Source organism: Heyndrickxia acidicola (assembly GCF_001636425.1).
Classification (GTDB): Bacteria; Bacillota; Bacilli; order Bacillales; family Bacillaceae_C; genus Bacillus_AE; species Bacillus_AE acidicola.
The window spans coordinates 3,133,414-3,146,241 of record NZ_KV440953.1 but is presented as its reverse complement, the minus strand read 5'-3'; the positions used below and the strand labels follow the sequence as shown (position 1 = coordinate 3,146,241).

Here is a 12,828-nt window from a genome sequence, read left to right as displayed (position 1 = left end):
TCCAAAAAAAGAATAAAGGTGAAAAATGTGAAAACAATTTTATGGTCTGTGGATAAGTATGTGGATACGATAGAATCGGCCTCTCTTCTTGAGGAAGCAGCAAAAGCTTTAAAGAGCGATGAAGTGGTGGCGTTCCCAACAGAAACGGTATACGGGCTGGGGGCAAATGCAAAATCAGATACGGCTGTGGAAAAAATTTATAAAGCCAAGGGAAGGCCTAATGATAATCCGCTTATCGTGCATATATCCGATTACAGTGAGCTGGATGAACTCGTTGAATCGATTCCTGCAAAAGCGAAAAAGTTGATGGATGCCTTTTGGCCAGGACCTTTAACTGTCATTTTGGAAAGAAAGCCCGGTGTTTTATCTGAATATGTTACAGCGGGTTTAAGTACGGTGGGTATCCGGATGCCTGACCATCCTGTTGCTTTAAGGCTTATTAAAAAGTCTGGGTTGCCGATTGCTGCTCCAAGTGCAAATCAATCTGGCAGGCCAAGCCCCACATCTGCAAAGCACGTAATGGATGACTTGTCTGGCAGAATTGCAGGAGTCCTAGACGGTGGTGAAACAGGTGTTGGCGTCGAATCAACAGTGATTGATTGCTCGTTGGAGCCGCCTATGATATTTCGTCCGGGAGGTATATCGAAGGAACAGATTGAAGTTGTCATTGGTTATGTGGATATCGATCCTGCTTTACATGAAAACGAGAAAGAAAAGCCGAAGTCCCCGGGTATGAAATATACCCATTATGCTCCAGATGCCCCTATGTACCTGGTTGAGGGTGATCAAGCCTTCCTTCAGCAACTGATAGAGGAAAAAAGGGAAACTGGTTTGAAGGTGGGGGTGCTAGCGACAGAGGAATCTGCAACGGGTTATGATGCTGATGCTGTCATTCCCTGCGGAAGCAGAGGTGATTTAGAGTCTGTGGCACATTCTCTGTATGATACGTTAAGAGCTTTTAACGAAGAAAACATCGATGTTATTTTTTCTGAAGTATTTCCTTATCAAGGAATTGGCCTTGCTATTATGAATCGCCTGGAAAAGGCAGCTGGAAAACAGTGGATTTATCAGGGGAGCTAATTCAGATGTAATAAACGTGAAGCTTTTTTCATAATATTTTGTAGCAAAGTTCCTTCTAAATTTCTTTAGACATGCATATGTTGTCTCTAGGCATGTCTAAAGGAGGAAGAAGGAATGAACTATTTCATCGCAGAATTGTTTACATTATTGCTGATGGCATTTGCTTTAGGGATGGATGCATTTTCAGTAGGTCTTGGTATGGGGATGTTTCAGCTCCGTCCAAAGCAAATTTTTTATATAGGCATTACAATCGGTTTTTTTCATATTTGGATGCCGTTATTAGGAATCATTGCCGGTCACTTCCTATCCGATACATTTGGTACAATTGCACAATATATTGGAGGCATCCTTTTGATCATTTTAGGACTCCAGATGATTGCTTCTATTTTTAAAAAAGAGGACAAGGCGCTTGTAAAGCCTGTTGGATGGGGATTAATTATTTTTGCACTTAGTGTAAGTCTGGACAGCTTCTCTGTTGGGCTTTCACTTGGTATTTTTGGAGCCCGGACTGCAATTGTACTCATTTTGTTTGGCCTGGCGGCAACCATTTTAGCCTGGCTTGGATTAATTGTTGGAAAGAAGGTACAGGGATTACTGGGTATCTATAGCGAAGCACTGGGTGGAGCAATCCTGCTTGCTTTTGGGTTAAAGCTGCTCTTTTAAAGATGGCATATGCCTAATAGAATAGAATAAACAAGAGGCTGTCCCAAAAGGTCCAATGATAGCAGGTGACGTTGGATACAGTATCTTTTTTTCTGCTCGTTGATTTCTGCTGCAGTGCCGGTAGTGGCACCTGGGGTCTTCCTAAGGCCAGCTTATCTCGCAGGAGTCGCACTTTCCTCTCCAATCAACCTTTGAATTAAATCCAAATTGGGATTGTACATAGATATAGGCTGCGATCTGTTCATCCTGCTGGGTTGATTTCCACTTCAGGCAATCGCTTTACGCTCCAATCAACCTTGATTGAAAACGCACATTAGGCTTTACTCGGATATGAGTACTGCTGTTTGTCTGCCTGTTCACTTCCATTAATCAACATAGATTTTTTCAGAGGCCACCCTAGTATGTTCTTTCTTCCATATTGATAAGGCAATAATGATTACCATAGGTCGGTGTGGCTTGATTTTTGAATTCGTATAAAGTGATTTTCGGGTCTTTTTAGTCTAAAACTAAATAGAAGAATCCCACTACCTTTTTTATTCAGTAGTAAAAAAGGGTGACTCCATTCAGCGGCATAGTCCGGCCTTTTGAGTCACCCTCTTTCTTGTCGTTTAGGAAATTATGAAAATGCTAAATCTGTGGATATTTTTTCTTGTCTAACTCTAGCGCCTATCGGTTAGTGTATTTCTGCGTCTTCTCCCTGCAATAAGTCAACATCTAGTTTCCTTTATCTCAGTTGAAGACTACGAAATCCGTACGCTGCTGAACAAGGTGCTTGCGCTTTTTTCTCTAATCCTGCCCCCATTACTTCTAGGTTTTTCGTCGTCTGGAAAAATTACTAAATTATACACAATTATACAATAAATCTACTTAGATCTCTTTTGGAAATGATATAGAATTGACTATAATAAAGAGAAATCAGATATGTAAAAGGAGCTGCCATGACATGAACGTTTTATTTGTCTGTACTGGAAATACCTGCAGAAGCCCAATGGCTGAAGCCATTATGAAAAATCAGCAGATTCATGATATAACGGTTAAGTCCGCGGGGATATTTGCCGCAGAAGGCAATCATGCGTCTGCTCATGCCATTAGGGTACTGGAAGAAAACCAAATAAAGCATATCCACCGTTCCAGGATGCTAAGCAAAGAAGATATCCTGTGGGCTGACTATATATTCACTATGACGGAGGGACATAAAGCTATACTGATGGATCAATATCCTTTTGGTGCAGATAAAATTTTTACATTAAAAGAATTTGTTAATGAATCAAGAGAAGATATGGATGTAGCAGATCCATACGGCGGGAGTAAGGAGGTTTACCTAGAAACTTTTAATGAATTAAAGGGCTTAATTAAGGGATTGCTCAAAAAAATTGGATAACTCATTCAGGGATTGGGAGAAAAAATTATGAAGCAAAAACAAAGATATCCTTTTAGTTTGCGGAAGAAGCTGGTCATATTTATCACACTATTAGCGTTAATTACTTATTCAACAAGTGCCTTTTTCTTATATTATGTCTATCCAGCGTATTTCTCGCATGTAATCGGATCTGTTGGATTCACCATTATTACGTTAAGCCTGGGGATTTTTTGGTCTGGATTATTAGGTTATTTTGTAGCTGGATTTATTGTCCGTCCTCTTAAGAGTTTGGAAACAGCGGCAATTGAAGCGAGCAGGGGTAATCTGGAGCAAAATGTTCATCTGCCGAAGTCAAATGATGAAATCAGTTCACTTGGTTTCGCTTTTAACCAAATGCTGGGAAATTTAAGAGAGATGGTAAAAAGGATAGAAGAGAACGTTGAACAAACGAATGAGAACGTTACAGAAATATCCGGCAAAACAGCAAAGGCAGCTCTTCAATCTGAGAGTATAGCCAGAACCATTCAAGAAATTTCAGCTGGAGCTGAGAGTTCGGCAGGAGCCATTATGCAAACAGCTGAGTATGTTGAAAGTATTACTCAGATTGCTGCGGAGGTTCAAACAAAGGCAAGGTCCTCAGAACAGGTTTCAGGTGAAATGTTGGATGAATTGCATGAAAGCAAGCTGGTGGTGAATTCACTCATTGACGGTATTCAGCGATTAGCAGGCGGAAACAAAGATTCTTTAGCTGCAGTCTTAAGACTGGAGGAAAAGGCAGGGAAGATAGAGCAAATTATTCTTCTTGTTGGAGAGATGGCTGCACAAACAAACCTGCTGGCTCTTAATGCCTCGATAGAAGCTGCCCGTGCAGGTGAGCATGGAAGAGGCTTTGCTGTAGTAGCAGAAGAGGTAAGGAAATTGGCGGATGAAAGTGCAAGAGCTGTACAGGGTATATCCACTCTGATTAAGAGCATTCAGGATGAAATGAAAGAAGTAGTAGATCAAATAACAGTCCAGGTGAGAGCTGCCAACGATGAGGCTGAAAAAGGCTCTAAAACAAACGAAGTGATAGAGGCGATGACAGAAACTATCCATGAGGTAGCTGGAGCAGTGAAGAGCATTTCAGCTCTAGTGGACAAGCAAATGGAAAGCATCCAATTTACGGCTTCCCAATCTCAGGAGGTTGCAGCAATTGCAGAAGAAACATCGGCCGGAGCCCTGGAGGTAAATATGGCCACGAGCCAGCAGGCAGCTGCAATGGAAACCATTGAAGCCCTCGTACAGCAGTTAAAAGGAGATGCACAGAGGCTGCAGGGAACTATTGTTCAATTTCGTCAATAAAGTGAACATACAAAACTATTGTGGTTGTTGCGCAGTAGTTTTTCTTTTTCCGTTTTTTACTTAGACACCTGTTTACTTTTCGAACAATGGATAAATTTCGTATTTTCGTTTAGGGAGTCTCCCCTAACCAGCTTTTCTAAGCAGGAGACTCGCGCCTGCTGCTCCAATCATTATGGGGTAATATCAATAACTGCAGGAAGGTCCTTCACATAATAATATCTGCAAATAATGTGTAAGCTATTAGTTCCGTTTCTTTTAAAAAATGATTCGCTATGCAACAATAAATAGACAATGAGATATGCTTTATTGCAGAAGCCCCAGTGAAAACAAAGGAAGGGAGTTTTTTATATGAATAACAATTTAAAACAGCTTGGAAGTCAGCTTCATCAAATTTTGAAAGACTTCACTGCGCAAGCTCCTTTTAAACGGAAAGGCCAGGTCTTTGTGGTGGGATGTTCAACCTCCGAGGTAATGGGGAAAAAAATAGGCACGGCTGGAGTTCTTGAAGTAGCATCCGTTATTTTTTCAGAGCTGGATCATCTTGCAAAGCATTCGGGCATAAGCCTTGCTTTTCAGTGCTGTGAACATTTAAATCGTGCGCTGGTAGTGGAAAGAAAAACGGCAATAGAGAACGGCTGGGATGAAGTATCCGTAATTCCGGTCCAGAAAGCTGGAGGATCGATGGCTACGTATGCTTTTAACCATTTTGAAGATCCTGTTGTGGTGGAATTTATAAAGGCTGATGCAGGGATTGATATAGGAGACACCTTTATTGGTATGCATCTTAAGCATGTAGCCGTGCCTGTCAGGGTATCAAACAACCAGCTGGGCGAGGCGCATGTAACGATTGCTACCACCCGGCCAAAGCTAATAGGCGGCGAAAGGGCTGTTTACCAGAATACGCAGGAAAATAATAGCTGCTCCTTTTAATAATGCTCTGTATATTTGCCGGATGCTTGTTGCGCAATCGCCAATGGATCCATATAAACAATTTTTAAAAATTAGGCTCTGTTAAAGGACACTGTTGTTTTTTAGCTCATTCGTGTGAAAAGGCCGTTTCACACTCCCTTCAGCATAGCTGAAAAAATGAGCTGAAAAACGAGCAGTTATCAAAGTTGAAATCTAACACAACCAAAAATTAAAGTTGAAATTAAAGAATTCCCACTTTTACATCCCTTGCGATATTTGAAAGAAAGATAAGCACCAGTTTGCAAATTATGATAAAATAAAAACGATTTTAAGTATTTGGCCGACACAGAGGGGGATTTACATGAACAAATTAGCGCAGCAGGATAAAGAACTATACCAGGCAATGCAGGATGAATTAACTCGTCAACGGACCAAAATCGAGCTCATTGCTTCAGAAAACTTTGTCAGTGAAGCGGTAATGGAAGCTCAAGGATCTGTTTTGACAAATAAATACGCAGAAGGATATCCGGGGAAACGTTATTATGGAGGCTGTGAATATGTCGACGTAGTAGAGGATCTGGCGCGTGATCGGGCAAAAGAGATTTTTGGAGCAGAATATGTTAATGTTCAGCCGCATTCAGGGGCACAGGCCAATATGGCGGTGTATTTTACAATCCTTGAAACAGGAGATACTGTTTTAGGTATGAATCTGTCTCACGGTGGTCACTTAACACATGGAAGCCCAGTGAATTTCAGCGGCATTCAATATAACTTTGTGGAGTATGGTGTTGATGAAAAGACACATACCATTAATTATGATGATGTCTTGGAAAAAGCACGCAAGCATAAACCGAAGCTGATTGTTGCAGGTGCAAGTGCCTATCCGCGTGTAATTGATTTTAAGAGATTCAGGGAAATAGCAGATGAAGTGGGTGCTTATCTGATGGTGGATATGGCACACATAGCAGGCCTTGTCGCGGCAGGTGTTCATCCTAGTCCGGTGCCTTATGCTGATTTTGTTACAACAACTACGCATAAAACATTAAGGGGTCCCCGCGGGGGAATGATTTTATGCAAAGAAGAATTTGGGAAGAAAATTGATAAATCGATTTTCCCTGGTATTCAGGGTGGTCCGTTGATGCATGTCATTGCAGCTAAAGCAGTTGCTTTCGGCGAAGCTCTTCAGGACAATTTTAAAGACTATGCCAATAATATAGTAGAAAATGCACAAAGACTTGCACAAGCTTTAAAAGCACAAGGAATTGACTTAGTTTCAGATGGAACAGATAATCATTTGCTTCTAGTAGATTTACGTTCTTTGAATTTAACGGGGAAAGTGGCTGAAAAGGTTCTTGACGATATTGGTATTACTGTCAATAAAAATACCATCCCGTTTGACCCGCAAAGTCCTTTTGTGACCAGCGGAATTCGTATTGGAACAGCTGCAGTGACGTCCCGCGGCTTTGGTCTGGAAGAGATGGATGAAATTGCGTCAATCATTTCTCTGACTTTAAAGAACCATGAAGATGAAACGAAGCTTGAAGAAGCGCGTAACCGAGTAGAAGCGCTGACAGCAAAATTTGAGCTATATCCAGGCAAATAATATAGAAGGGTCTGATTTCTGGGATAACTCCCCTTGAGGTCAGACTCTTTTTTCGTGTAAAATAGGTAAAGGTAAAAAAGAGTACTTTACTACTTTAACTTAATACATAAAAGGGAGCGAAAAAAATGAGTAATGTCTATGTAATTGATCATCCTCTTATTCAACATAAATTAACCTATATACGTGATAAAAATACAGGTACAAAAGAGTTCAGAGAATTAGTCGATGAAGTGGCTACTTTAATGGCTTTTGAAATTACGAGAGATATGCCCCTTGAAGAGATTGAAATCGATACACCGGTAAGTAAAGCGAAGGCAAAGATTCTGTCAGGAAAAAAACTTGGGATTGTGCCGATCCTTCGTGCGGGAATCGGAATGGTTGACGGCGTATTAAAATTGATTCCTGCAGCAAAGGTTGGACATATTGGCCTTTATCGTGACCCTGCAACCTTGAAGCCGGTCGAGTATTATGCAAAGCTTCCTAATGATGTAGAAGAACGTGATTTCATTTTAGTTGATCCAATGCTGGCTACTGGGGGATCAGCTGTAGAAGCTATTAACTCCCTTAAAAAACGGGGTGCCAAAAATATTAAGTTTATGTGCTTAATTGCAGCTCCTGAAGGTGTTGAAGCTATTCAGAATGCTCATCCTGATGTAGATATTTTCATTGCTGGATTGGATGAAAAGCTTAATGAAAAAGGCTATATTGTTCCAGGGCTTGGGGATGCAGGCGATAGGCTTTTCGGCACTAAATAATAGAAAAGGTAAGTGAGAAAAGAAAGAAAGTAACCAGATGAGCACCTTTGTTATGCGGATTGGATTCATAATAGGACGGCTCTGTTAAAGAACAAAGTTGATTGGAACTGATAAGCTTGTTTCAGGAGATCCCCCCACGAGCATACAATGAGGAGGCTTACCTCCCGCTACTGCAGCGAAATTCAACAGGCAAGGTTATAACAGAGCCAATAGGAAAAGGGAGATAGCTATGGGACACATAAAAGTAATGACCATCTTTGGCACAAGACCAGAAGCAATTAAAATGGCTCCATTAGTACTTGAACTTCAAAAATATCCAGACGTTTTTGAGTCAATTGTTACCGTAACAGCTCAGCACCGCCAGATGCTTGATCAAGTTCTTGATATCTTTAACATTACACCTGATTATGATCTAAACATTATGAAGGAAAGGCAAACGCTGACAGATGTAACAACAAGAGGACTAGCGGGCCTTGATCTGGTAATGAAAGAAGCGAAGCCGGATATTGTTCTTGTTCATGGGGACACAACAACTACTTTTGTAGCCAGTCTGGCTGCTTACTATAATCAAATTGTTATAGGGCATGTGGAAGCAGGGCTCCGTACCTGGAATAAATATTCTCCGTATCCTGAAGAGATGAATCGCCAATTGACAGGGGTCCTGGCAGATCTTCATTTTTCACCAACAAGTAAATCTGCGGAAAACCTCCTAAGGGAAAATAAAAAAGAAGGCAGCATATTTATAACGGGGAACACCGCAATTGATGCGCTGGAAACAACTGTTGAAGACAGCTATTCTCATCCTATTTTGGAGAGTGTCGGAGAAGACCGCCTAATACTGATGACGGCACACCGACGCGAAAATCTTGGTGAACCTATGAGAAGCATGTTCCGAGCAATTAAACGAATTGCGGAGGAACACAAAGATGTTCAAGTGGTATATCCAGTCCACTTAAATCCTGCAGTTAGGGAAGTAGCAGATGAAATTCTTGGAGGCCATGCACGTATTCATCTGATCGAGCCTTTGGATGTTATAGATTTCCATAATTTTGCAAGCCGCTCTCACCTTATTCTGACTGATTCCGGAGGGGTTCAGGAGGAAGCTCCATCACTTGGAGTGCCAGTTTTGGTTTTAAGGGACACAACTGAAAGGCCTGAAGGAATTGAAGCGGGTACTTTAAAGCTAGCTGGTACTGATGAAGAAACCATTTACCAAATGGCCAAAGAATTATTAACCGTCCAGGCAGCCTATGAAAAAATGGCGAAGGCTGCTAATCCATATGGAGATGGTAAGGCTTCGAAAAGAATTGCAGAAGCCATTCGTTACTACTTTAAGAATACAGATAAACGTCCAGATTCTTTTGTGTCTCTTTCGTAATCATTTATGCAGTAAAAGCTTGCCTCAGGGAGAAAAATTCCGCAGGCAAGCTTTTATTATATAGAATTTTTTATATTTCTATTTTAATAACTGCCCGTTTTTTAGCTCATTCGTGTGAAACTGTGTTTCACACGCCTTTCAGCTAAGCTGAAAGGTTACTGTAAAATGAGCTAAAAAACAATAGAGACCGCCATGCTATTAAAATTCGCATTATGTCGCATGAAAATAAGTTCTTTTGCCCATAACAGTAAGGTGATGATTATTACCAAAGGTCGGTTTAGCTTGGTGCTTCGAACTCATAATAAAGTTATTTTCAGGGCAGCACATTTAATAGAAGAAGCAAATCTCTTTTTTCATTGCAGCGATAAATATTTAAGCTTGCAGGCAACTTGGCTGAAGATGAAAATAGTTGAGTTTCTTCTTATAATAAATGTTAATCATGTTAATAATATTAAAAGCAAAATGTAGCTATACAAAATAATACATAATATTAAGCAAATAACAAATTTGAGGATTTTGTGACAATTGTGTCTAAGAGAGTATAGGATTGCGCAGTTTTTCACTAAACACATTGACATTGATTATTGCCTATTGTATGCTTACAGAGGATGTAGGGTAGTAGGGTTTTGAAACGTTTACAGCGCTGTTTCTGCCTCTTGATTTTACTTCTTTTACCTAAAAAAAGAAACACCTGATTGAATGGATGAATGTAAATGAAAGACGGAAAAAAACCTCCCTTTACTGCCTCGGGAATGGCTTTATATTCCGCAATTCTTGGACAATTAGCAGGATCTATTCTAATTGGGGTTTTTTGCGGCAGATATTTAGATCATTCATTCCAAATAGAACCACTTTTTTTGATTATCGGACTACTCCTTGGCCTTGCTACAGGCATATGGGCCATGCTTCATACAGTCCGCCATTTCTTTTCGGGAGATTAAAAGATATGCCGGAACTCCAAAAAATGCATAGCAGACATCGCAAGTATATACTGTACCTTTTATCCCTTTTTGTTTTAGGATGGGGGTTCACCTCATATCATTCCATTTTTTTAGGACTTATTCTTGGTACAATTGTCAGTCTCTTTAATTCCTGGCAATTAATGAGGAAAACGATAAGTATAAGCGATGCTGTAGCGCAAGAGCGCAAAGCACGCTCATTAGGAACCATTACAAGAATGGGGACAGCCTTAATCGCTGTTATGGTGGCTTCGCGGTATCCGGAGACTTTTCATTTCCTCAGTGTAGTTATTGGATTAATGACATCCTACTTTGTCATTATGATAGATTTTGCAATCCTTACTATTCAATCACATAAATAAGCGGAAAGAGAGGTGATTTTAGTTGAATCATAAAGCACCTGTGGTAGAATTTATGGGGCTTTACTTTAATTTAGCAAATGTCCTGATGATTACTGTTGCCTCTTTAATTGTATTCATCATAGCACTTGTATCCACTAGAAAGCTTGCAATGAAGCCAACCGGTATGCAAAACTTTTTTGAATGGATTATGGACTTTGTTAAAAATATTATTAAAAACAACATGGATTGGAAAACAGGCGGTGCCTACCATATTCTTGGGCTTACCCTGATCCTGTATATTTTTGTATCGAATATGCTCGGACTGCCATTCTCTGTTGTTTACGATGAATATCTCTGGTGGAAATCACCTACCTCTGATCCTGTTATCACATTGACTCTTGCTGTAATGGTAGTTGGATTAACACATTACTATGGAATCAGACAAAAAGGATTTAGAGAATATGCACGTGGGTTTGTACAGCCATTTTCATTCCTGCTTCCTTTTAAACTGATTGAGGAGTTTGCCAATCCGTTGACATTAGGTCTCCGGTTATATGGGAATATCTACGCTGGGGAAATCCTGCTTGCGTTGCTATCAGGAAGTTTGGCTAAAACAGTTGGGGGCACGATCGGTGCCATTATTCCAACCATTGCATGGGAAGGTTTTTCCGTTTTCGTCGGCTCCATTCAAGCATTTATTTTTACAATGTTAACAATGGTCTATATGGCTCATAAAGTGAGTCATGATCATTAAAATATACCTTATCAAGGTTAAAATTTGATTAAAAAAATATTTTTTTTATACATTTAAAGGAGGAACTTTATAATGACAGGAGTTATTGCAGCAGCAATTGCAATTGGTTTAGCAGCGGTAGGCGCTGGTATTGGTAACGGTCTTATTGTAGGACGCACAGTTGAAGGTATTGCTCGTCAACCGGAAGCACGTGGTATGCTTCAATCTACAATGTTCATCGGGATTGCGTTAGTAGAGGCGATTCCTATTATCGCGGTTGTTATTGGATTCATGGTTGTTAATAGATAGTAAATGCGTGAATAAATGGCGAAGATTACTTTGAAGGAACCTTCGCCATTCATTTATGTAAAAGCTATTATTTTTTTATGAAAAATAGGATTTGGAGACTGTTAGAAGCCAGCCTGCAGGGCATATCAACATATTAATACTCCTTTTTGGTTTTGTTTCAGGGGGAACAGGACCATTTTCCGCGAGTTATGATTGAATATACCTTCTAACTTCATTCCATAATTAACCTTCAATCTTGAAAAACTAATGGAAAGCAGGAGCTTAACTTCTCTTGTTTTCATCTCTATTCAGAAGAGAATTTTAAAATTGGCTCTTGAAGGGAGTGACGAAAGCGTGTTAACAGATGGTTTCGTTTTGGGATTTGTCTCAGGTAAATTGAATACCGGTGACATCGTATTCCAGCTAATCATGTTTATTATCTTGCTATTATTGCTTAGAAAGTTCGCTTGGGGTCCTTTAATGGGGATTATGAAGCAGCGTGAAGAGCATATTGCAAATGAAATACTGGCAGCAGAAAAGAGCCGCGAGGAAGCCAACAGGGCTTTGGAAGAACAGCGGTCATTATTAAAAGAATCACGAATTGAAGCACAGACTTTAATTGAAAACGCCAGAAAACAAGGCGATATTCAGCGTGAAGAAATTATTAAAACTGCACGTCTTGAAGCAGAACGTTTAAAAAGTGCAGCTAAAGTTGAAATTGAGACGCAGAAAGAAAAGGCTGTTACTGCATTGCGTGAACAGGTTGCATCTCTTTCTGTATTAATTGCATCTAAAGTTATTGAAAAAGAATTGAATGCGGATGATCAAGAAAAACTAATCAATGATTATATTCAAGAGGCAGGAGAAAAGCGATGAGTAACGAGGCAGTTGCAAAACGATATGCTTTGGCGCTTTTCGAAATAGCGAAAGAACAGCAAATGCTCCAAAGTTTTGATAATGAACTGAGGACAATTAAAAAAGTTGTGCTGGATAATCCGGATTTGATCAGTCTTTTGAAATCTCCAAAGCTATCAACCGACCAGAAAAAGTTAATTATAAAAGATGTATTTAATGGAACGTCCGTTTATGTACTTAATTTACTAATGCTTCTTACGGACAGAAACCGTCAGGCAGTCATTGCCGATGTAGCAGATGCATTTATTGACCTCTCCAATGATGAGCAGGGCATAGCAGAAGCGAGTGTATACTCAGTAAGACCTCTTACCGCAAATGAGAGTGCTGTAATTTCCTCCGAATTTGCTAAGAAGGTAAATAAAGTATCCTTAAATATTGAAAATATAGTTGATCCTGACCTTCTGGGTGGATTAAAGGTTCAAATTGGTAATCGAATATTCGATGGAAGCTTACAAGGTAAGCTAAACCGTCTTAAGCGTGAATTAATAGGCTAAGATTTAGAA

At 40.0% G+C, this 12,828-nt stretch carries 14 protein-coding genes; all 14 read left to right on the top strand.

Annotation, left to right across the window (positions count from 1 at the left end; genetic code table 11):
• Nucleotides 1-27 precede the first annotated feature (27 nt).
• The 14 genes from A5N88_RS14700 to A5N88_RS14630 all read left to right on the top strand — a co-directional run bounded on the left by A5N88_RS14700 (nt 28) and on the right by A5N88_RS14630 (nt 12,819).
• Nucleotides 28-1,080 (top strand): L-threonylcarbamoyladenylate synthase, encoded by a 1,053-nt coding sequence (locus A5N88_RS14700; protein WP_066267390.1) that lies wholly within the window; start codon nt 28-30, stop codon nt 1,078-1,080.
• A 114-nt stretch (nt 1,081-1,194) separates the two neighbouring features.
• Nucleotides 1,195-1,743, top strand: coding sequence for a manganese efflux pump MntP (locus A5N88_RS14695; RefSeq protein WP_066267389.1), 549 nt, complete (start codon nt 1,195-1,197; stop codon nt 1,741-1,743).
• A 943-nt stretch (nt 1,744-2,686) separates the two neighbouring features.
• Entirely contained in the window at nt 2,687-3,124 is a 438-nt protein-coding gene (locus A5N88_RS14690; RefSeq protein WP_066267387.1) for a low molecular weight protein arginine phosphatase, read from the top strand.
• Between the two features lie 27 nt (nt 3,125-3,151).
• On the top strand, nt 3,152-4,444 hold the full coding sequence (locus A5N88_RS14685) for a methyl-accepting chemotaxis protein (RefSeq protein WP_066267385.1): 1,293 nt from the start codon (nt 3,152-3,154) through the stop codon (nt 4,442-4,444).
• A gap of 348 nt (nt 4,445-4,792) precedes the next feature.
• Entirely contained in the window at nt 4,793-5,374 is a 582-nt protein-coding gene (locus A5N88_RS14680; protein ID WP_066267383.1) for a TIGR01440 family protein, read from the top strand.
• Between the two features lie 340 nt (nt 5,375-5,714).
• Complete coding sequence (gene glyA, locus A5N88_RS14675; protein WP_066267381.1) at nt 5,715-6,956, top strand: serine hydroxymethyltransferase; 1,242 nt, start codon at nt 5,715-5,717, stop codon at nt 6,954-6,956.
• A gap of 125 nt (nt 6,957-7,081) precedes the next feature.
• Nucleotides 7,082-7,711, top strand: a complete 630-nt coding sequence (upp, locus tag A5N88_RS14670; RefSeq protein ID WP_066267379.1) for a uracil phosphoribosyltransferase — start codon at nt 7,082-7,084, stop codon at nt 7,709-7,711.
• A gap of 229 nt (nt 7,712-7,940) precedes the next feature.
• Nucleotides 7,941-9,089 (top strand): non-hydrolyzing UDP-N-acetylglucosamine 2-epimerase, encoded by a 1,149-nt coding sequence (wecB, locus tag A5N88_RS14665; protein ID WP_066267378.1) that lies wholly within the window; start codon nt 7,941-7,943, stop codon nt 9,087-9,089.
• A gap of 713 nt (nt 9,090-9,802) precedes the next feature.
• Nucleotides 9,803-10,030 (top strand): AtpZ/AtpI family protein, encoded by a 228-nt coding sequence (locus A5N88_RS14655; RefSeq protein WP_066267372.1) that lies wholly within the window; start codon nt 9,803-9,805, stop codon nt 10,028-10,030.
• A 5-nt stretch (nt 10,031-10,035) separates the two neighbouring features.
• On the top strand, nt 10,036-10,410 hold the full coding sequence (locus tag A5N88_RS14650) for an ATP synthase subunit I (RefSeq protein ID WP_066267371.1): 375 nt from the start codon (nt 10,036-10,038) through the stop codon (nt 10,408-10,410).
• Between the two features lie 22 nt (nt 10,411-10,432).
• Nucleotides 10,433-11,143, top strand: a complete 711-nt coding sequence (gene atpB, locus A5N88_RS14645; protein ID WP_066267368.1) for a F0F1 ATP synthase subunit A — start codon at nt 10,433-10,435, stop codon at nt 11,141-11,143.
• A gap of 72 nt (nt 11,144-11,215) precedes the next feature.
• Nucleotides 11,216-11,431, top strand: a complete 216-nt coding sequence (atpE, locus tag A5N88_RS14640; protein WP_066267367.1) for a F0F1 ATP synthase subunit C — start codon at nt 11,216-11,218, stop codon at nt 11,429-11,431.
• 333 nt (nt 11,432-11,764) lie between these two features.
• Complete coding sequence (gene atpF, locus A5N88_RS14635; RefSeq protein ID WP_066270561.1) at nt 11,765-12,286, top strand: F0F1 ATP synthase subunit B; 522 nt, start codon at nt 11,765-11,767, stop codon at nt 12,284-12,286.
• Nucleotides 12,283-12,819 carry a F0F1 ATP synthase subunit delta gene (locus A5N88_RS14630; RefSeq protein ID WP_066267366.1) on the top strand — a complete coding sequence of 179 codons (537 nt, stop codon included), beginning with the start codon at nt 12,283-12,285 and terminating at the stop codon, nt 12,817-12,819. The genes atpF and A5N88_RS14630 overlap by 4 nt, the downstream gene beginning before the upstream one ends.
• The last annotated feature ends 9 nt before the right edge of the window (nt 12,820-12,828 follow it).